The organism is Mycoplasma imitans ATCC 51306, from assembly GCF_000518305.1.
In the GTDB taxonomy this organism is placed as follows: Bacteria; Bacillota_I; Bacilli_A; order Mycoplasmatales; family Mycoplasmoidaceae; genus Mycoplasmoides; species Mycoplasmoides imitans.
The window spans coordinates 1-21,262 of the sequence record NZ_JADI01000012.1 but is presented as its reverse complement, the minus strand read 5'-3'; the positions used below and the strand labels follow the sequence as shown (position 1 = coordinate 21,262).

The 21,262-nt window shown below is 29.8% G+C and carries 22 protein-coding genes and 1 tRNA gene; 18 read left to right on the top strand and 5 right to left on the bottom strand.

Features of this window, described 5'->3' with window-relative positions; translation table 4 throughout:
• Positions 1–1,305, top strand: a complete 1,305-nt coding sequence (gene obgE / locus P690_RS0101720; protein WP_027122075.1) for a GTPase ObgE — start codon at positions 1–3, stop codon at positions 1,303–1,305.
• A gap of 3 nt (positions 1,306–1,308) precedes the next feature.
• Here the strand turns inward: obgE and P690_RS0101715 are convergent, their stop codons facing one another.
• Positions 1,309–1,593, bottom strand: a complete 285-nt coding sequence (locus tag P690_RS0101715; protein WP_027122074.1) for a hypothetical protein — start codon at positions 1,591–1,593, stop codon at positions 1,309–1,311.
• On the bottom strand, positions 1,583–2,227 hold the full coding sequence (gene udk, locus P690_RS0101710) for a uridine kinase (RefSeq protein ID WP_027122073.1): 645 nt from the start codon (positions 2,225–2,227) through the stop codon (positions 1,583–1,585). Before udk ends, P690_RS0101715 begins: the two co-directional genes overlap by 11 nt.
• An 81-nt stretch (positions 2,228–2,308) precedes the next feature.
• Here udk and P690_RS0101705 point away from each other — a divergent pair, with 81 nt between their 5' ends.
• The 10 genes from P690_RS0101705 to P690_RS0101660 all read left to right on the top strand — a co-directional run bounded on the left by P690_RS0101705 (position 2,309) and on the right by P690_RS0101660 (position 11,988).
• A complete protein-coding gene (locus P690_RS0101705; RefSeq protein WP_027122072.1) occupies positions 2,309–3,727 on the top strand; it encodes an arginine deiminase family protein in 1,419 nt (472 codons plus the stop codon).
• A 55-nt stretch (positions 3,728–3,782) separates the two neighbouring features.
• Positions 3,783–3,859: transfer RNA gene (locus P690_RS0101700), tRNA-Arg, on the top strand.
• 1,745 nt (positions 3,860–5,604) lie between these two features.
• Entirely contained in the window at positions 5,605–5,766 is a 162-nt protein-coding gene (gene rpmG / locus P690_RS0101695) for a 50S ribosomal protein L33 (protein ID WP_027122071.1), read from the top strand.
• Positions 5,766–6,827: an aminopeptidase P family protein gene (locus P690_RS0101690; RefSeq protein ID WP_027122070.1), complete on the top strand. Its 1,062-nt coding sequence runs from the start codon at positions 5,766–5,768 to the stop codon at positions 6,825–6,827. Before rpmG ends, P690_RS0101690 begins: the two co-directional genes overlap by 1 nt.
• A gap of 5 nt (positions 6,828–6,832) precedes the next feature.
• On the top strand, positions 6,833–7,573 hold the full coding sequence (locus P690_RS0101685; protein ID WP_027122069.1) for a hypothetical protein: 741 nt from the start codon (positions 6,833–6,835) through the stop codon (positions 7,571–7,573).
• A complete protein-coding gene (smpB, locus tag P690_RS0101680) occupies positions 7,573–8,004 on the top strand; it encodes an SsrA-binding protein (RefSeq protein ID WP_027122068.1) in 432 nt (143 codons plus the stop codon). Before P690_RS0101685 ends, smpB begins: the two co-directional genes overlap by 1 nt.
• Before the next feature lie 7 nt (positions 8,005–8,011).
• On the top strand, positions 8,012–9,667 hold the full coding sequence (locus P690_RS0101675) for a C1 family peptidase (protein WP_027122067.1): 1,656 nt from the start codon (positions 8,012–8,014) through the stop codon (positions 9,665–9,667).
• Complete coding sequence (locus P690_RS0101670) at positions 9,667–11,157, top strand: C1 family peptidase (RefSeq protein WP_027122066.1); 1,491 nt, start codon at positions 9,667–9,669, stop codon at positions 11,155–11,157. Before P690_RS0101675 ends, P690_RS0101670 begins: the two co-directional genes overlap by 1 nt.
• The gene (locus tag P690_RS0101665; protein WP_027122065.1) at positions 11,127–11,588 is read left to right on the top strand and encodes a hypothetical protein; all 462 of its coding nucleotides are present in this window, start codon (positions 11,127–11,129) and stop codon (positions 11,586–11,588) included. The genes P690_RS0101670 and P690_RS0101665 overlap by 31 nt, the downstream gene beginning before the upstream one ends.
• Positions 11,578–11,988 carry a hypothetical protein gene (locus P690_RS0101660; RefSeq protein ID WP_027122064.1) on the top strand — a complete coding sequence of 137 codons (411 nt, stop codon included), beginning with the start codon at positions 11,578–11,580 and terminating at the stop codon, positions 11,986–11,988. Before P690_RS0101665 ends, P690_RS0101660 begins: the two co-directional genes overlap by 11 nt.
• Before the next feature lie 106 nt (positions 11,989–12,094).
• On the opposite strand, the gene P690_RS0101655 is transcribed toward P690_RS0101660, so the two are convergent.
• A complete protein-coding gene (locus P690_RS0101655; RefSeq protein ID WP_027122063.1) occupies positions 12,095–12,439 on the bottom strand; it encodes a hypothetical protein in 345 nt (114 codons plus the stop codon).
• 351 nt (positions 12,440–12,790) lie between these two features.
• Between P690_RS0101655 and P690_RS0101650 the strand changes: the two genes are divergently transcribed.
• The 3 genes from P690_RS0101650 to P690_RS0101640 all read left to right on the top strand — a co-directional run bounded on the left by P690_RS0101650 (position 12,791) and on the right by P690_RS0101640 (position 14,978).
• Entirely contained in the window at positions 12,791–13,630 is an 840-nt protein-coding gene (locus tag P690_RS0101650; protein ID WP_027122062.1) for an aldo/keto reductase, read from the top strand.
• A gap of 106 nt (positions 13,631–13,736) precedes the next feature.
• Entirely contained in the window at positions 13,737–14,294 is a 558-nt protein-coding gene (locus P690_RS0101645) for a YbhB/YbcL family Raf kinase inhibitor-like protein (protein ID WP_036459518.1), read from the top strand.
• Positions 14,295–14,309: 15 nt separating this feature from the next.
• Entirely contained in the window at positions 14,310–14,978 is a 669-nt protein-coding gene (locus tag P690_RS0101640; RefSeq protein ID WP_027122060.1) for a YbhB/YbcL family Raf kinase inhibitor-like protein, read from the top strand.
• 135 nt (positions 14,979–15,113) lie between these two features.
• Here the strand turns inward: P690_RS0101640 and leuS are convergent, their stop codons facing one another.
• Both leuS and P690_RS0101630 read right to left on the bottom strand, forming a co-directional pair.
• Positions 15,114–17,531 (bottom strand): leucine--tRNA ligase, encoded by a 2,418-nt coding sequence (gene leuS / locus P690_RS0101635; RefSeq protein ID WP_027122059.1) that lies wholly within the window; start codon positions 17,529–17,531, stop codon positions 15,114–15,116.
• A gap of 17 nt (positions 17,532–17,548) precedes the next feature.
• Positions 17,549–18,220 (bottom strand): potassium channel family protein, encoded by a 672-nt coding sequence (locus tag P690_RS0101630; protein ID WP_027122058.1) that lies wholly within the window; start codon positions 18,218–18,220, stop codon positions 17,549–17,551.
• 180 nt (positions 18,221–18,400) lie between these two features.
• Between P690_RS0101630 and P690_RS0101625 the strand changes: the two genes are divergently transcribed.
• The 4 genes from P690_RS0101625 (at position 18,401) to P690_RS0101615 (ending at position 21,092) form a co-directional block, all read left to right on the top strand.
• Entirely contained in the window at positions 18,401–19,459 is a 1,059-nt protein-coding gene (locus tag P690_RS0101625) for a hypothetical protein (protein WP_027122057.1), read from the top strand.
• Positions 19,460–19,499: 40 nt separating this feature from the next.
• Complete coding sequence (locus tag P690_RS0101620) at positions 19,500–20,210, top strand: hypothetical protein (protein ID WP_027122056.1); 711 nt, start codon at positions 19,500–19,502, stop codon at positions 20,208–20,210.
• A gap of 500 nt (positions 20,211–20,710) precedes the next feature.
• Positions 20,711–20,896, top strand: a complete 186-nt coding sequence (locus P690_RS04655; RefSeq protein WP_084318511.1) for a hypothetical protein — start codon at positions 20,711–20,713, stop codon at positions 20,894–20,896.
• Entirely contained in the window at positions 20,865–21,092 is a 228-nt protein-coding gene (locus P690_RS0101615) for a hypothetical protein (protein ID WP_027122055.1), read from the top strand. The genes P690_RS04655 and P690_RS0101615 overlap by 32 nt, the downstream gene beginning before the upstream one ends.
• Positions 21,093–21,262: the final 170 nt, after the last annotated feature.

Below are 21,262 nucleotides of genomic sequence, written 5' to 3'. Positions count from 1 at the left end.
ATGCAATTTATCGATCGTTGTCAATTAAAATTAATTGCTGGTAATGGTGGTGATGGGATCATTGCCTGAAGAAGAGAAGCTCACTATGATAAGGGTGGGCCTGCTGGTGGAAGTGGTGGAAAAGGCGGAAATATTATTTTAGTTGCTGACCACAACCAATCAACCTTATTAAGTTTGAAGTATTCCAAGATCGTTAGGGCTAGCAATGGGGATAATGGTAAACCTGATTTAGCATCTGGACAAAACGGAATGGATAAATATATTAAAGTTCCGATAGGAACTACCGTATATGATGAACTAACCAATGATGTAATTGTTGATCTTGTTCGCGATAAACAAGAATACGTAATCTGTCATGGTGGAAAAGGTGGCAGAGGCAATGCCGCTTTTAAATCATCAACCTTACGTGCACCTAACTTGTATGAATTAGGCGATGAAGGTGAAGAGAAAACCGTACGATTAGAATTAAAGTATTTAGCCAACATTGGAATTGTTGGTTATCCCAATGCTGGTAAATCAACTTTAATATCAAAACTGTCTAATGCTAAACCAAAAATTGCTAACTATCAATTTACTACTTTAGTTCCGATCTTGGGGATCGTTGAACATAATGATAAACGTTTAGTGTTTGCTGATATCCCTGGATTGATTGAGAATGCTAGTGAAGGTTATGGGCTGGGTCATGATTTCTTACGCCACGTAGAGCGTTGTGAAGTTTTGATTCATCTTATCTCAATGAACCCGATTGATCATGATGATGTGATTGATGCTTATGAAAAGATCATGACTGAATTAAGAAAATATTCACAACTACTTGTGAATAAAAAGATGCTAGTAGTCGCTAATAAAATGGATGTTGATGGAGCGATTGAAAACTTCAATAAGTTAAGAAGTTATCTTGCCAAGAAAAAGATTGATATCAGTTCAATCTCAGCAATTAATGGTGATGTGAACAGCCTTGTTGATCGTGTGTTTGAGTTGTACGAAAAAACGTTATCAACAACTACTGAAACAAACCCGTTCTCGATCCCGATGGTAGCTGAAAAAGTTTATTACTACGATGGGGAAAAACCGATTGATGATGATCCGCTAGATGTAACAAAAGACGGGGAAAATCGCTGAATTGTTTCATCTAAAAAACTGACATACTGATTCAAGAAGATTCCTCAAACTACATTAGATAATATCACTAGATTAGGACAAAAAATTAAATCATTAGGTGTAGAAGACCAACTAAAAAGTATGGGTGCTGAACCTAATGATGTAATCGTAATCTGTGATTATGAATATTTAATTGATGAGTAATAATTAACCAATACCATAGATTTTAATAAACTTGTTTGGTGAGATTGGAGTGATGCTAGTAATTACGCGATTGTTTAGATCGACAATCGCGTATGTTCTTTTTTGTTTGTTAATTAAGAATTTTTTAGGAATTTCAAAATAAGCAAAGTTCTTTTTATCGACATAATAAGGGATAATATCGCTTAAAATTTCATTAATTTCAACATCAATGAATAGTTCACTTTTTTCTTTTAACACCAATCGTTGGATTGCTCTAATTCGTGAGTGATGGGTAAGTTTATAACTCATTATGGTTAGCGATTTGAATAATCGCGTTTTGAATAATATTCATTCCCTGGTTATTTAAGGTATACCAAGGCAATATTAGGTTAGCTTCTTCTTTTTGTTTTTGCACATACTTACGGTGCATCACTCGAACTTGAGAACGCCATTGGTTTAACACTTGTTTAATATCTCTAGCGCGTTCTAAACAATCTCGTTCGATTCTACGCGCTAGTCGTTCATCTGATGGGGTGTCTATAAATAACTTAAATTTAGATAATTCCAAGATTCTTGGGTCATATAAAGATAAGATTCCTTCATATAAAATTACATCAGATGGACTGATCTCGCTAAAGCTATCTGATCTAGTGTAATTCTTATAATCATAGATCGGCATCTTGATTATTTGGTTATTGCTTAGTGCTAATAGATCGTGATAAACTTGATCAAAATCAAAGCTATTAGGATCATCATAGTTTAGTTTTTTTCTAGCTTCAAGAGTCAGTTCACTAAACGGTTTATAGTAGTTATCCAAACAAACAGTTGCTACTTTTAGTTTGGTATCACTTTTGATCTTTGCAATAATTGATTGGGTGATTGTTGTCTTACCAGAACCGCTACCACCAGCTATTGCAATGATCATTGGTTGAACGTTTTTCATCTGATAATAAGTTAAGTAAGTATTATTATTTATTTTTAATAATAATATAATAATAAAGTTATATTTATATAAGATTTAAAAGTGGCAGTTAAAAAGAAAAAAACAAAGAAACGATCAGCTAAACTATCTAGTGAAAAAGTAGAAAAAGTTGCTAAGAAAAAAGTAACAAAAAGAACTACTAAAAAAGTAGATAAAAAACCTATTGTTAATGTTAATAACCAATTAACCACTTTAGATGATCGTGAAACAAAACTAAAAGCAAAAGCGCCTTTAGACTTTAATGTTTATAATAATGCGTCTAAATTAAAAGAAGCAATTATCTATCGTCCAGGTATTGAAGTTGAACGAATCATTAAAAAAGATAATAATACTTTTAGTAGCGCAAAGCATCTAGAAAGAATTCAAAGAGAGCACGATATTTTAAGTGCTATCTTACAAAAGAATGATGTTAAGGTGCATTATTTAAATCTGATGTTAGCATCAGCTTTAGATCAGATTGACGAAGAATTAAAAGAAGAGTTTATTAAACGTTTTATTGTTGAAGCTAAGATAACTAGCTTATCAGCATTTAATACTTTATTTAATTACTTTAGAAGTTTTGATAGCAATCTAGAGATGATTAATGCAATGATTGCTGGTGTAAGAAAAAACGAAGTTCCTTCATTAATCATCAACCGTTTCAGTGATTTAGTTTTAGATGATAGTGCTTATTACATCAAGCCACTGTGTGATTTCTTATTACAAGCTAAATATTTTGGAACTGTGGGTAACGGAGTAGTAATTTATCAACATAATGATGAATATTTCAACCGTCACACATTATTTTATGAATACTTAATTAAGTTTCATCCAAGATTTAATAATGTTAATCTTTATTTTTCAAGAAATGATGATGAGTGTTATTTATCAAGCGATGATCTGTTATTAGTTAACCAGGATACATTATTAATTAGTGTGTCTGAACACACTAATATCTTGGGAATCGAAGTATTTGCGCGTAATTTATACAAAGATCCTAAAAATAAGATCTTAAGAATTATCGTTTGTGCAAGAAAAAACAGTGATCAATTTATTAGCATCAATCAATTAATTTCATCACTTGATTATGATAAGTTTATTGTTCATCAAAAAGCAGTTGGTGAGATGGTATTCTTTGAGTTACTAGATTCTGAACAAAAAGATCTTGATGGTCTAAACAAGTTAGACTTCAAAGAGATTGATATTAATTTTGAGTCGTTAATTGAACTAATTATTAAAAGAAGACCGAAGTTCATTCTTTCTGGTGGTGGGGATGAAATCAATTCGATTAGCGAATCAAATAACAGTGCACTAGAGGTGTTGATGATCAAACCTACTGAAGTAATTGTTTATGATCGCAATAAAGTTACCAACCAATTGTTATTACAGCAAGGGCTAGTTGTTCACTATTTACCTTCGGCTGAACTTGCTCGCACTAATGGTGGAGTTAACAATCTTGTAATTCCATTAATTCGCGAATAATAACAGTAAAATAATATATAATAATAGAAGGTATAAATAAATTACCTTCTAACCTGCGCCGGTAGCTCAGTTGGATAGAGCACATGCCTTCTAAGCCTGTTGTCAGGGGTTCGAATCCCTTTCGGCGCGCCATTAAAAGTTTCCATTCAAGTTTATTTAACTGCATTTTATTACCTTTCTTAAAATTATTTAGCAGTTAATAAGAAGCAATTTATAAAAAAATTGCTTATATAATTTTTTATATTCTATTCATTTTTAAATTTATATAGCGGCTGAAATAATCAGTCGCTTTTTTATTGTCATAATGATTCATAGTAGTATATTTTTGATCGATATTTTTAAAACATCGACTTAATATACATCCTTAATAAATATTTCGTTTTTACCGTTTTTATTTAAATACTAACGCTTGCAATTTATATTAATAATTAATGGCTTTAATTATTTCAAAAGGCTTGCTCCAAATAAACAAAGCCTTGTCTTGCTTTTGTATAAAGATTATGTCGCTCGTGTGTGCTAAACATAATTTTATCTAATCTGAACACTTGAACTTTTTTATCTTTTTAATAGGCATTAAAATAGAACAAATATCTATTAAAAAGCTTGCATCATTTTTTTGATCTGTTTTTAAACAAAACCATTTAACAAATTAAATAAGCAATTTTATATTAGCTTTATTTGTCATTTTTGCTTTTTGCTTGTTCGCCTTTGCAAATTTATATTTTTCAAGATTCAAAAAGATTTTTTTTACAAAATTAATTCGTAAATTTTCAACAAAAAATAAAAATAAAGAAAAATAAATTTAAATATTTTGCGGTAAAAAGAATGATTTTTATAAAAATTTTTATCAAACAACACATCAAGATATGATTGATTACTATTGTTTCTTGATCAATTGAGAGTTTTATCCTAATGTTTATTGTTCAACAAAATGAGCCTTATATAGAGCTCATTAAAATGTGTGATTCTTAGATTTATACAAATCAATCACGAAACATTTAGTTCGATTCAATTTCATATTTTAAAAGCTAGATCCTAAAAGACAGAACGCTTATAGAAAAATGCAGGGTTTTACTCTTGTAATTGGATACAAACTTAATTTGAAACGTATCCAAAAACAATTAATAAAAGTAGTTCAATTTTGTTAAGCTATTAATGCTTGACAAATAAACTGTTACGTAAAATTTGCAAACTAAACATAGTTATATAAAAATCCTTTTAAGAATTAAAAAAAATATAAAATCAACGGTAAATTTATAAAAAAAATAGTTAAACTTAATATTTATAATTAGAAAAAATATTATTAATTATCAATTCAATCACGACTAAAAAAATGAAAAAATAAACAATACAAAACCTTATTTTTGATTAAAAATATAAATGATTAAATGTTTTTGAAAAACGAAATAATTAACGCCAAAATGCTGAAGTGTATTAAGCCTTTATAGATGAAATCTTGCCAAGATAAAATTCAAGTTTTTGTGTTTACAGCGCTAACGCTTAAGTAATATATGCATAATATTTATTACTAGAATAGAATGCAATCTGATGAACTTTCTTGTTTTAAATAAACACCGTTTTATATTTGGTGTTAAATTGCGTAAAAAAGGGAATTGAAATAAATACTACAAAATTGTTAAATCTTTACCTTGGTCTAGAATCTTAGCTAATTACTTATAATTTCTACAATGATTACTGCATACAAATGAGCTGATAAGCATTTAATTATCATAGAGATTAATTATTTATTACAATAAATATTAATAAAACATATAACGGCTGTCTTGCAGTCGTTATTTGCTGTTACATTTGCATTTTTTTAATAAAAAATTAAAATATAAAAACGTTTTATAAGAATAAATAAGGAAAGAATAAAAATGGCACAAAAACGTGGTACCAGATTAGGTTGCAACACTTGTAATGAAATTAACTACATCACAAGAAAGAATGCAAAGAAAAACCCTGAAAAATTAAGTCTAAACAAATACTGTTCTAGATGTCGTGTAACTACTGTTCACAAAGAGGTGAAACGTAAGTAATGTTAATTGCTGATTTTCAATTTAAACACGACATTATCAAAAAAGCGCTAAAGCAACACAATGCTGATGCGATTTTATTAACTTCTGATCAAAACCGTTTATGGTTTACAGAATTTGCTTCTACTGCTGGATATTTATTAGTAACTAACACTAAGTCAGTTTTAATTATCGACGCTCGTTATTATTTAGCAGCGAGTAAAGCGATTAAAAACACTGAAGTAGTTTTATTAGCAGCTAACGTGTTAAGTGATGTTGCTAAAAAATTAAAGATAAAGCACTTATTAATCGAAGGTGATTATCTAACATATCAATATCAACCAATGTTAGATCAAATTAGTGAAAAGCAAACTCCGATTGATACTCAAAGTCTAAGATCGATTAAAACTCCTAGTGAAATTAAGAAGCTTAAAAAAGTAATTGATATTACTAAAGAAGTTGGTAATAAGTTAACTGATATGATTAAGGTTAATATGACTGAGATCGAATTAGCTAAATTAGTTACTTTTGCTTTAGTTGAAGCTGGGGGTGAAAAGAACTCATTTGATCCAATCGTAGCATCAGGTCCAAATGGAGCTAAACCTCACCACCATCCAACAAACCGTAAGTTTAAAGATGGTGATTTCATAACTGTTGATTTCGGAACAATATATCAAGGTTTTTGTTCAGATATCACAAGAACTTGAGTGTTAAACAAACCTAAGAACCAAAAGTTAATTAACGCTTATAAGTTAGTTGATAAATCAAACCAAGCTGGAATTAAAGCAGCAAGAGCTGATATGACTGGACAAGAGGTTGATGCGGTTTGCCGTAAGATCATTGATGAAACTGAATTCAAAGGTCTATTTGCACACTCAACAGGTCACGGTGTTGGGATTGATATTCACGAAAAACCAAATGTAGCAAGCTCTTATACCCAAAAATTAGGAGTTGATTCAATCGTAACTATCGAACCAGGAATCTATATTCCTAATGTTGGCGGAATCAGAATCGAAGATATGATCCAAGTCAAAGCTGATAAAGCAATTTGACTATCTAAAGATATTAAAAGAATGAAACTTTAATCAAAATGTTCAAATTCCAACACGAAGATATTGACAGTAAGATTAACGAGCTTAAAAAAGAGCTAGAAAAAAATAAAAAACCTTCAAAGATATTACCGCTTATTAAAGTTGATTTATGAAGATTTATTAGCGCAATAATTTTTAGCTTAAGTTTGTTGATCCTATCTTTACTAATTTTTATTGGAGCACTTTATCCAAAACAATTTGATTCTACCAACGGTGGTGTAATCGGATTATTTTGAATCTATCAGCCTAATAATGATCCATTAATAGGAACGCACATGCGCACTAGTGCTTCATTAAGGTTAACCTCATATGGGATTAGTTGTATTATCTTCTTTTTAATCAACATGGTGAGCGTGCTTTTCTATTATGGTTATAGTTTTAAAGATCAAAATTACCTAAGTTTAGAAAAGAAGCCACGAGTAATCTTTAATTACAAAGCTTTTGGTTATAGTTTTTTCATTCTAATTAGTGGGATTATTTTTATCCTTGGATTAGTGATGACTGACTTTACTCAATTCCCTGATGCTTCTAAACAAATTAATGTTGGTCAATCTTTTGGTTATGCTTTTAAGATTACTAAAGAATTGCCAAATAACGTTTATGAATTAGGGATTGATCTTTTTGGTTATCTATTAATTGTTTTATTCTTTATTCTTAATTTAGCTAGTATTTACACTTTCTTTAAATTGAATACCAAGTTAACATTAAATCTCTTTAAGAAGAAGCGACCTAACCATTAATGCGATTATTAGTTAATAATAAAAAAGCTAAATATAACTACGAATTATTAGATAAATATGAAGCTGGCATTAGCTTAAGAGGAAATGAAGTAAAATCATTAGCTTTACACCACGGTAAGCTTGATGACAGCTATATCATTATTCGTAAGAACGAAGCATATATCCTAAATTTATTGATTCCCAAATACAAGTTTGACACCTCTAAAGTGTTAAATGAAACCAGAACAAGGAAATTACTTTTACACAAAAGCGAGATCTTAAAAATTGATCTAATGAGAAAACAACAAGCGCTTGTAATAATTCCTTATCAGATCTATTTTGTTAGAAACAAAATTAAGGTCAGTATCCATTTAGCGCGACCGAAGAAACGTCACGATAAACGACAAACTATCAAAGAACGTGAGATTAGTAAAAGCCTAAGAAAGTATTAAATAAAATATGAACAAAAATAATAAAATTGATTTTCAAAAATACTTAAAGAAAAATTTAAGTTACCAAAAAAAGCGTGAGTACATCTTAACAAGAAATGCACTAGTGGCTAATGATATTAATGTAATGGCTGCTAATGTTTTTAATCCTGATAAAAACATTACTGATTTTTTAGTAGATGCGCACAAATCTAGTTTAACAATTACCAACCAAGATATGAGTGGTCGTTGCTGGATCTTTGCTGGTCTAAACCCACTAAGAAGACAAACTTCAGAAAACCTAAAAGTATCTAATTTTGTGTTTTCACAAACATATATGGATTTTTGGGACAAATATGAAAGAGCTAATGTTTTCTTAAACCGTATGGTAGAAAAAGTTGATGTTCAACTTGATGATCGCGATCTTAAAGCTGAATTGCAATCAGCTGGACAAGATGGTGGTTGATACGGTTTTTTTGAAAACTTAATTAAGAAATATGGTGTTGTTCCTCAAGAAGTGATGCCAGATAGCTTTTCTGGTCATAACACTTTTATTCTTAATGAATTACTACAGGTTTTATTAATTAAAGCAACTAAGGAGATTCGTGCTAATAAAAAATCACCTCAAAAACAAAAAGAAGTGGTTAGCTCAACGCTAAAAAAAGTGTTAGAAATGCTTGTTTTAGCATACGGACCTGTTCCAACTAGATTTGATTGACAATATATTGCTGATGCTAAAAAAGACGAAGAAAATAAAGATCTTAAAAAAGATTTAGTAAACAAAGAAGAGAAGTCAACTCAAACTAAAGCTGAAGAAAAGAAATCAGAAGCTGAACAACAAGAAGAAAAAGCTAAACAAGATTTAAAAGAAATCAAAACTGAGTTTTCTCACATTAAAAGAATTACGCCATTAGAGTTTGCTAAGAAATACGTTAAATTTGAAAACTATGATTTCTTAGACCTATGAACAATTGGGAATACTACCGATTACAAAGTTAACCAAAAATACACATTAAAAGATTCAAACAACGTGTATGAATTCGATAACTTTACATTCTTAAATGTAGATAGAAAAATTCTTAAGTTTTTTGCGCTAGCAAACCTAATTTCTAAGCAAACTATGTGGTTTGCTTGTGATGTAACTCACTACCGTAACAACAAAACTGGTGGATTTGATAACCAACAATTTGATTACGACGCATTATTTAATATTGATTTTAGTGTGGATCGTAACCAACAAGTAAGAAATCACTTCATCTCATCTAACCATGCGATGACTTTATGTGGAGTAGATTTTGACGAAGCTAAAACATTAACCAAACAAAAAGAATTAGCTAAAAAATACGCTAAACTTAATAATTTTGATCAATACCAATTTGTATCAGAACTAAGTGAAACATTTGTTTTCAAAAAATGAAAGATTGAAAACTCATGAGGTGAAAAAGTTGGTAACAAAGGTTTCTTCTACATGAACGATAAGTGATTTGATGATTATTTAATTGATATTGTAATCTCAACTAAAGCTGCAGATGATTTCTTTGCTAATCCAAAATTTGTTGATCAAGATTTAATTGGTTTAATTAAACAATTAAAAACTAAAGAGATCTTAAAACAAGGTTTAAATTCTAAACCAATCTTAATAGATGGTTATGACCCATTAGGTACTAACATTAAAGGAGTTAAATAATGGCTAAATTACAACTAAAAGAGTCACTAAAACAGTTACAAAACTTATCACGTTCTAAATTTAATAAACAACTAACTAACATCTTGCATACCACAGGTGTAAAAGCGGTATCATATAACGGTTATAATTTTTCTAAGAACTCATTCTCATTTAATGTTGATCTAAGCGCACAACCAATAACTAACCAATTCCAAACTGGAAGATGTTGAATCTTTGCGGGATTAAACCTATTAAGATATCATTTAGCTAAACAACTAAATGTTGATGATTTAGAACTATCTCAAAGCTATCTAGCTTTTTGAGATAAGTTTGAGAAATCAAATTATTTCTTAGAAACTGTTACTGAACTAAGACATAACAAGTTAAGCGATCGCACTTTATCATTTATTTTAAGAAATGGTGTGGCTGATGGTGGTCAATGAAGTATGTTAACCAACTTAATTAAAAAATATGGTTTGGTGCCTAAATCAGTAATGCCTGATACTGCTAACTCAGCTTCAACAACCCAACTTAACTACTTGATTAATTTAAAACTAAATCAAGCAGCAAGCAAGATTATTCAAAACAAAGATAAGTCTTTGGCTGAACTTAAAAAAATCAAAACAAAAGCGTTAGATGAAATATTTTATCTATTAAGTTCAATTTATGGTGAACTGCCAACTAAGTTTGATTTTAGTTATACTAAACTAATCAAACACGATAGTGCTGATAAATCAGAATCTCATTTCAATTACGTGCCTAATAAGATTGTTGAAACTAACTTAACACCTTTAAGTTTTTATCAAAAATACTTTAAAGATTTAATCGAAAAACAAGGTTTTGTTTCAGTAATCAACGCACCAGCTAACAACAAACCGTTTAACCAAACCTTTAGTGTTAAATATTTAAATAATGTAATTGAATCAGAAGACACATTACACTACAACGTTGAACAAGGATTGTTTAGTTATCTAACGATTAAACAATTAATCAATAAGCAACCTGTATGGTTTGGTTGTGAAGTTAAGAATATCTACCTAAACGAAGCTAGAACTTTCTGAGATGATCGATCATTTGATTATGAAACATTATTTAATGTTGATCTAAGTTTATCTAAGAATGATCAGTTAGATTATTGATTATCATCAATCAACCATGCAATGTTGATTACTGGAGTTGATCTTGATTTAGACCAATTTAATAAGATTGATCAAGAGTTTAATAAGTTAATTAAAGCTAATAAAAACAAGCAAGCTTACCAATATTTAGTAGAAGCTATGGATAAATTAACTATTCATAAGTGAAAGATTGAAAACTCTTGAGGTCAAGATCTAGGTCACGCTGGGTACTTTGTAATTTCAGATTCTTATTTCAAAAAATATACTTATCAAGTAGCAATCAACCAACAATCATTTAATGAATTAGTTGATCAGTTAAAATTAACTAAAGAGTTTGATAAACCTGTAATATTATTAGAACCATGAGATCCAATCGGAACGCTAGCGAAATAATTCACGACATTAACAGCTGTATTAAAAATAAAAAACAACCATTGATCATGATTCTGGTTGGTTTTATTGTTGGTGTAATCGTTTTTGGTGTGGGAATTTATCTGACTTTAACAAACACTAATGCATTTGATGCACCACCTAATATGAATAATGGTGATTCTACTACTGATAAAACAAACACAACTCAGGAAACATCATCAAGATTGTTTTTAATGGCTTTTGTAATCATTCTAGGGTTTGGAATGTTGGGATTCTTCTTGCACATTAAACAGCGTAATAATTTCCAAGAATTAACTTACAACGCAAATTTATTTTTTAGAAGACATAATTCTTTTTTTAAAATAACTAAATACCAGATTAAACAACTAATTATCGCCAAAGCGTTAATTAAAGAAATACAAGAAGGTGGTGAACAAAACGATGTTAAATAAACTAGCAGAAAAACTAAAGATCTCTAAAGAAGAATTAAAAAAACGTCTAAACGTTTCAGATGATGTGACAGAGTCACAACTATTAGTGGCTCTAGGTTTTGATAAAATGGCTGCTTATAACGATCTATTAAATTACACAAAGAACATCGTAGGGGCTGAACAAATTGATCTATCTAACTTTAATACGAATAATTTTGAAGGGGTATTTGAAAAAATTCAAGAAGATATCGTAAACGACCCTAGAGCATCTGATGAAGTAAGAAAAGTAGCTGAGTTCATGGAAAAACTTCAAGCCGTATATGGTGATGCAATTTTCAATTACGATTACGGTGTTAAAGACGAAGACGACAAAGATGATAAACCGATCTCAGCGCCTAAAGATAAGAAAAACTTATCTTAATTGATTACATACATAGAAACAAAAAAATATTAAGCCGGAGAAGGCTTAATATTTTTTGTTAGTTTTGTGCAATGTAATTACATTAATATTGTAGCACAAATTATAACTAACGCCCAGGTTTTCGACTACTTAAAAATAGGTTATGTTCATTATTTTGCATATTAATGATTCTTGAAGCAAAATAATCGACTTCTTTTTCTTCTCACTTATGTAAGCGTTTAAACTTTTTAATCACCTTTTTTAAATCGCTGTTTCAGCTCTTATCGATTAAACGATCAAGCTTTTTAATCAACTTTTTCTTGTGAGAATGAGGTGATTGCCAATTGTATTCGATTTGCAAGATAACACTACTTAATTCGACACCAAGTAGGTTAGCAATCATATTGCTTTTTAGATTAATATAAACTTTTGGTTTGCTTATGAGTAAGTCTTTAGTTTTATTAAACACCATGGTGTTGTATCAATCAATTTATCGTTTAGTTTTTTTATCTAATTATTTTATCTTATATAAAACAAAGAATTAAGTTAGCTTAAAACGATCTTGAATATTACAGTTCAAATCGTTGTATAAAAGACCAAGATCAACTTTATTATTCATTAATAACTATAACTTAATAAGTTTTTATGAATATTATAAAGGATATTTTGCCTTTTTATTAAATAAATAGTCTATAATAAAACATTTTAGTAATCAGGATCGATCTAAAAGTTTAGATTAATCAGTTTTGTTGATCTTGATCTTATCTATAAAGATAAAAACTTATGATATGTTATAAAGATAGTGTAATAAGAAAACAAAGATATGAAATACAATTTATTAGCTAATAACTACAAGATGCCTAGTATTGGCTTTGGAACTTATAAGTTAGAAGAAGGCCAACAAACCGTGGATGCTGTAAGACATGCTTTAGAAGTAGGTTATCGACATATAGACTGTGCTGAGATATATAAGAACCAAAAATCTGTGAGTCAAGCAATCAAACTATCTAACGTAGATCGTAAAGAGATCTTTGTAACATCAAAGATCTGAAACGATGATAAAGGTTATGAATCAACTAAATTAGCTTTTAAGAAGATCTTAAATGATCTTGATCTAGAATATTTAGATCTATTATTAATTCATTGACCAATAGGTAATAACTTTAAGAACAATTGGCAAGAAGTTAACGCGCAAACTTGAAAAGCAATGGAGGAGTTGTATCTTGAAGGTAAGATAAAAGCAATCGGGGTAAGTAACTTCTTAGTTCATCATCTAGAAGCTTTGAAAAAAAGCGCAAAGATCTTACCGATGGTAAACCAACTAGAATTCCATCCTGGGTATATGCAACCTGAAATTGTTGATTATTGTAAGAAGAACAATATCGTAGTTCAAGCATGATCGCCGTTTTCTCAATCTAAGATTTTAGAGCATAAACAGTTAGTTGAACTAGCTAAAAAATACGAAGTAACAGTACCTCAATTAATCCTTAATTGAATTCTGCAAAAAGATATTGTTCCCCTACCAAAATCTAAGACTTTCGAACGGATCAAATCTAATTTTGATGTATTTAATTTTTGAATTAATCAAAACGACGTTAAGATAATTGATGAATTGACTGATATTGGCGGGTTAAATCTTCACCCAGATCAAGTCGAATTTTAATTAATAATATTAATTAATCTAAAGCAATTTTTATAAATAAAAATAAATAAGTTTTATAGTTTTATTAACTGTAATTTTTTACAGTTGTTTTAGGTAAATAATTAATATGGACGTAAGAAAAAATGGTTCCATCTGATCAAGTTGTTTTAAAGAAACAGCAGATGGTGTTTATTTAAAAAATGAAACTGTTAAACTAAACAACAATCGTTATGAAAGTTTAGATTTAACATGAGAAAAAATTGATGGTGCTAAAAGCTATGCAATCGTAATGGTTGACTATGAAGCATCTCGTGTGATTGGTCAATCTTTTACACACTGAATTGTGGCTAATGTTAAAGAAAATAAATTAGCATATGCTGCTAATATTAACGACAAGAACATTATCCAAGGTTTAAACTCAACCGCTCAAGGACAAACTGAAAGTTCTAAAGGTGTTTTAATTGAGTGTGTTCCAGGTGCTTTTAAAAACACAGCACAAGCTGCTAGTGATTACCTACCACCCCTTCCACCAGATGATACGCACCTATATACAATTAGAGTATATGGACTAGATGTTGAGAAACTAGAACTTCCAAAGCACTTTAGTTTATCTGATCTAAATAAAAAGATTATTCACCATGCAGTAGGTGAACACGAATTACACTTCTGGTACAAACCAAATTAAGGTGGTATATAAACGATGAAAAAATATTCAATTGGTAATAATAGCAAGATCTGATCAAAGATGGTTGGATCAGATGGTTATCTAGCTTTACACGGTGGTGCTCATGATAACAAGAACAACACACCATTCCCCTCTTTCTCATTAGATCTATCATGAGAAAAGATCCCTAATGCTAAAAGTTATGCAGTAATGATTGAAGACTTTGATGCAGCTGAAGTAATTGGTTTTAGTTTCATTCACTGAATTGCAGTAAATGTTAAAACTAATCACATTCCAGAAAACCAATCATACTTAGATCATAAGAAATGATTAGATTCTAAACAACCGACATATTCTGAAGCAATCTTATGACAAGGTCATAACTCAAGTGTTAACAAAACATTAGTGGCTAACAACAAAACTAATCCAAATTTAGGTGGAATTTTACCAGAAGGATTTACTTCAACTTCTTCTGAAAACTCATTAATGTATTTTGGTTGCTATCCACCAAATGCAGATCACACTTACACTGTAACTGTTTATGGGTTAGATGTAGAAGCTAAAGATTTAGCTTACCACAAAAATCACCGTACGCAAAAACACCACTTAAATGAGCCTTTCTACGTTGGTGATTTCATGCATGCAATCCACAAACACGTTGTAGGCAAACACACATTACATTTCAAATACAAAAAAGTTGGTTAATAACCAACAATATAACTTTGATATTGAAATTTCAAATAGATATATTACAATATTATTGAGTATAAACTCGAGATTAACAAAAAAATATAAGCAGTTACCCCTTTATCTGCTTATATTTTTTTTATGCTTATGAGTTTATTTAACAATAAAGTTAATTACTTTGTTTTTAACAAAGATCGTCTTAACTAACTTTTTATCTTGTAGTTGGCGCTTGATAATATCTTGTTCTAAGAAGAACTTACTTACTTCTTGTTCATCTGAATTGATTGCAAACTCGTGAACTAATTTAAACTTACCATTAACACTACATGAGATTGTTACTACATTTTTAATTAAGTAAGATTCATCTCATTTAGCTAAATTCATTTTAAATAATAATGTTTGGTTGTTTAGTTTACTATTTAATTCTTCAGCTAAATAAGGAGCGAAGAATGATAAAACAATTAAAAAATTAGTCATCATCTCTTTATTAAGCTGGGTTTGTTTATAACAAGCATTAATAAAGATCATCATCTCACTAACAACCAGATTGAATTCAAAGTTTTCTAGATGTTTATTAACGTTCTTTAAGAAATTATGATAATCATAATTTAGTTGTTCTGTTGGTAAATCATTAATTTCGATCTTATCAAATAGGTTATAAACTCTTTCTAGAAACTTTCTAGTTCCATTAACCGCGTTTGAGTTTCATCCCAAGCTAGCAGTAATTGGTCCCATAAACATCACGTAAGTGCGAATCGTATCAGCACCATGAGATAAGATTAGATCATCGGGGTTGATAATATTACCTTTAGATTTTGACATCTTCGTATTATCTTCACCTAGAATCATTCCTTGGTTAATCAGTTGACTAAACGGTTCATTAGAACTTACTACGTTAATCTTATGCAAGAATTTGTACCAAAATCTTGCATACAGTAAGTGCAATACGGCATGTTCTTGTCCGCCTACATAAAGATCAACTGGCATAAAGTGATCAAATAATGCTTTGGCTTGCGGGCTATCTAATGGAATATAGTTCTGATCTTTTTCAGTTTTATTCAGATCGGTTAATTTCAAGATGTAAGCTAGATAATACCAACAAGATCCAGCTCATTGAGGCATCGTATTTACTTCACGTCGATATTTCTTATTATCAATTACTGGATGTAATCATTCATCACTAGCATTAGCAAGTGGTGGCAAACCGTCTTTATTAGGTGAAAAATCAGTTAGATCAGGTAATCTAAGTGGTAGATCGCTATCTTTTAAAAGAAAGATATTGTGATTTTCATCAAACAATACAGGGAAAGGTTCACCTCAGTATCTTTGTCGTGAAAAGATTCAGTCCCGTAGTTTGTAATTAGTTTTTTTAGTCCCTAGATTGTGTTTTTGTAAATAAGCAATTACTTTATCAATTGCTTGTTCGTTATTTAACCCATTAATAAAATCTGAATTAATGTGTTCACCATCCAACATATAAGGATAATCACTAGACTTAATTACGGGGATGATCTCTAGATTGTATTGTTTAGCAAACTGATAATCACGATCATCATGAGCAGGTACTCCCATGATTGCACCTGTTCCATAGTCACTAACAATATAATCAGCAATATAGATAGGTAACTTCTTATTCGTAATCGGGTGGATCACGTAATAGTTTGTATTAATTCCTTGATATCTTACAGTTTGATCAATACTGTTTTGTTTAATAAATTGTTCAATCTCAGGATTTTTATCAGTTATTAAATTTTGCTTAACTATCTCGTGGTCTAAACTGATTGCAATAAAACTAGCACCAAAAATCGTATCAGCTCTTGAAGTAAACACTTCAATGAATTGATTGTTTAACTGGTCAATCTGAAACTTGATTGTCGCACCAACTGATCGATTAATTCAATTAGCTTGCATCGTTTTAATTGAATTAGGTCAGTTTAATTGTTCAAGATCATCAATTAATTGATCAGCAAACGCAGTGATTTTTAGCACCCATTGTCGCATTTTTTTCTTAACAACCGGATAAGATCCGCGTTCAGAGATCTTATTGCCGTTTTCATCAGTTAGCACCTCTTCATTTGCTAACACCGTACCCAACTGTTCACACCAGTTAACTTCAATATCATCTTGATAAGCTAAACCGTGCTCATATAATTTCTTAAAGATTCATTGTGTCCATTTAAAATAATTAGGATTAGTAGTATCAACTTCTAAACGATAATCATAATTAAATCCAAGACGTTTAAGTTGGGTTCTAAAGTTATCAATATTTTCTTGAGTAAATTTAGCTGGATGGTTATTAGTTTGAATCGCATATTGTTCAGCTGGCAAACCAAAAGCGTCCCATCCCATTGGGTGTAGCACATTAAAACCTAAAGCATTTTTTCATCTTGAGATCACATCAGTTGCCATATACGCCTTAACGTGACCCATATGAAGCCCTTTTCCACTAGGATAGGGAAACATATCAAGAATATAGTATTTAGGTTTATTCTTATCAAATTGATAAGAATAAATATTATGATCATTTCAGACCTTTTGTCATTTCTTTTCAATTAAATTATGGTTGTACATAGCTTTAAGGTTTTATTTTAAGAATTATCTGAACTCATAAGTTTTAAAAACTTAGAGATGTCAGCATTGTTACAAGCTGCAGTAATTAGATCGTTTTTTAAGATCATTGTCTCAGCTGTAATCGGATAGATGTTTTTATATTCTCTGGTAATTGAGATGATATTAGCTTTAGATTTGTTTCTTACATCGATATCGATTAGTTTTTTATTAACAACATCTTTAGAGCTAGCATACACCCTAACTAGTGAGATATCTTCATCGATTGAGATAATTTCACTATTAATACTGTGTACTACTCTCATCGCCACGTTTTCACCCACGATTTCTTCAGGTATTACAGCTTCTTTTACCCCAAAGGTTTTTAGCACTCTTTTGTGTACATCGTTTTTTGCTCTGGCAATGATGTTCTTAACTTTTAGTTCACGTAAGTTGGTTGCAATAATAATTGATTCTTCAATACTACTTACTGATAAGATTACTGTACCAAAATTATTGATTGCCACATCAGCTAATGACATAATATCAGTAGCATCTAAATGGATGGCATAATCAAACCGTTTAGCTTCTAAATTAATCTTTTCTTTATTTTTGTCAAGAATTAGCACCTTACAACCTAATTCTTTGAGCTTAGACGCAACCTTAATTCCAAAGCGTCCAATCCCGATCACGCAATAATCTGCCCGTTTCATAATCTAGGTAATATTATAAATATTAATATAATAAAAATCAGTCGACAACTTTTTATTTATATAATATTTTGTATAATTCGTATATGTATATTAGCTTATTAATTGTAATGTAATTAACTAATGGAAGTATCTAGCTCGAATAGATATATTAGTAGCTAATTATTTATAATATGGAGTATTATGTTAAACAGGTCGGCTAATAAAAAGCTAAAGAAAACCAAAACCAAAAAACCAATTAAGATTACAGTAGGATTAATTGGCTTTTTGATTTTGGCTACTGTTGTGCCATTAGTTAACATACCGCTTTTTGGTTTATATAATAATAAGAAAAATAACGATAAAACGCGGAATAAGTTTGAAAAAGATCAGAAGTTTTTAGCAGCTTCTAAAGAGAAGTTACTAAAAGAAAATCCGAATGCGATAATTCCTAATGTGGCTTTAGATTTTCATGCTGCTAATAGCGGGGATAGTAAAGACGTTCCGCTGATTCCAACTGTTTATGATAATTATCCATTCAAAATAGTTGAAAGATTAAAGAAGGCTAAGGTGGATTCGACTAACTGAGAAGAGTTCAATGATTTTATTTATAAAAATCTTGATCGCAATATGTTAGATGACATCCTAAGCTCATTTATGTCGTTCTATCCGGTATTTCATGGTTCATGATTAAGTGAGTTAACCGAAAGAATTTTGCTATACCGTTATCAAAAGATCGGAATCGTTAGTGGATTTTTTAAACAATACCACGCTGAAGTAGATAATGCATACTTTGTTAATAAGGACAATTTTGCTTTTGTTTCAAGTATTAAAGCTGATCTGATTGCTGTACATAAATTATTTGGGAATGTGCCAACTGAAGTTGGGATTTCAGTTAGAACTTCAGCAAATTCAAAGATCATGATTGATCCCCAAACAAAAGGTGTGGTATTAACTAATGCTAGTATTTTTTTAGAATCTTCAGCTGGGTCACTAAGTCCTTATACAAGTATTTATGTAAAAACTAATTCTACTGATGATAAGAATGTTTATGACTACTTTGGTAAGGCGCTTACTGGTAGTGCTGTTCAACCGATTCCAAGTTTTCCCCTTACTGGAATCTTGTACAGTATCATCAATGATAGAAATGTTGTTAAGAATGATATTCAAAAATACTTTTATGAATGAACTATACCAGTATTAATTAATTTCTTTACTGGTTCTTATTACGATCAACAAAATATTGGTAAAAAACCTAAATAGTGATCACCATCAATAAAAGATACTAATAGATCAAACAACTATGGTTCCACAAAGAATCGTTCGTATTAACAATAGTTTACCAAAGAATTGGCAAAACCATAAGTTAGCCAAAACAAAAAAACCTGAAAATCTAAACTGGCAGGAGTTCTTTTTTTATAGTGCGAGCCAACAAGCTAAATACTACTTAAAACAGATGGTTTTTAGTTGGATCTATATAATCCCGATCCTTGGTTTTTTTTATTTTATCTTTAAAAGTGAAAAAACTAATGAAAAATTGGTTTATAACAAACTTAAGCACCAGTATTTAAAATCAGGAGGTGATAACTGGTTGGTTTTTTTAATCCTTTATCTAGCAGTTTGATTATCTTTTGTTATCTGAGCAAACTTATTAATTTTTTTAACAGATAACTTTTATCCAATTAGCGATCCTAAGAATGTTGATAAGATTGTTTCATTATTTTTAACAGGCAATCTATTAATCTTCTTATTCTTTAGTTATATGTATTTAACTTATTGGTATAGCTTTGTTTATCGCAAGTTTAGAAATGATATTTTTAATACGATTAAAATAACTCGCAACCAAATTAATCCTTTTTCTTTCTTTTCTTTTATTATCAAATGTGATGATGGCGATTATTTAAAAGAATTAGAAAAAGATAAAAGAAAAAGAAATAATAACAAAGAAGCGATCAATAAGTTAAGGTTATTGAAGGCTAAGAAGTTAGCTAGAAGTAAAGGTTATTATTTATAAAAGTTCAGGTTATTCATTTAATAATTGACGCTTGTTGTAAGCGTTAATTTTTATGTTTTTTCTAGTGAAATTGGTTTAGTAAAAAATTGGGCTTGAACTTGATTTATAAAGGGTTATAAAAATTTTATGGTTAAACAAAGCCTTACACAATTAGCTTGTTTATTTATAATTTCTATAAATTATCATCTCACCAATTATTAGTTATTTACTTAAAAAACTTTGATACGATCCTAAATTTGTTGAGATACAAGATTATAAGATGTGTCGAGTTGTTTTTAATCACTAGATATATATCTAACTTAATAGTTCTGCTTTAACTATAAAAATACTTAACTCATTCCTAAATATGAAATATATGAAAGGATTCAATTTATTTAAATATGCACTTAGCGTATTATGATTTTTAAGTGTCTGCACTTTAACAACGAAAACAACTTAATGATGATGGTGTTCTTGTTGAATATGAAGCAGCCACACCTACTGTTAATGTTAATGATAAAATAGGTAGAAATTTTATATTTTATCTTAACTCACCGTTAGCTGGTGAATATACTATAAGCGGATACTACAATTCACCAACTCAAAGAGGGTTAACTTTTTCTACACCTGGTGCAAGCGCTAATATTGTTGAGATAAGAAACTTAAAATCTGATAATGGAGAAGAAAAAATTGTTAGCATCTTTTAACACATTAGATGCATCTAATACTAATAGCAATAAAAATGGCTATACTGTTGATATTCAAAAATCCGCATTAACTTTAGTAAAAGGTTTAAATAAAGTAGTTGTTACAGGTTTGAGTGAACTAGATAATGGTAACGCACCTTATCTTGGTGATTTGCAATTCACTTTAAGAAAAAGTTATGTTAGTTATTTTAGTTAAAACTAAATTTTGTATAAAGCACTAGATTAAATAATTCTAGTGCTTTTATATTTTTAATAAATATATTAATAACATTATTTTTAATAAGTACTATAAAAATAAGCAAAACCCTTTATTTCTAGAAGAAGAAGAAGAAGAAGAAGAAGAAGAAGAAGAAGAAGAAGAAGAAG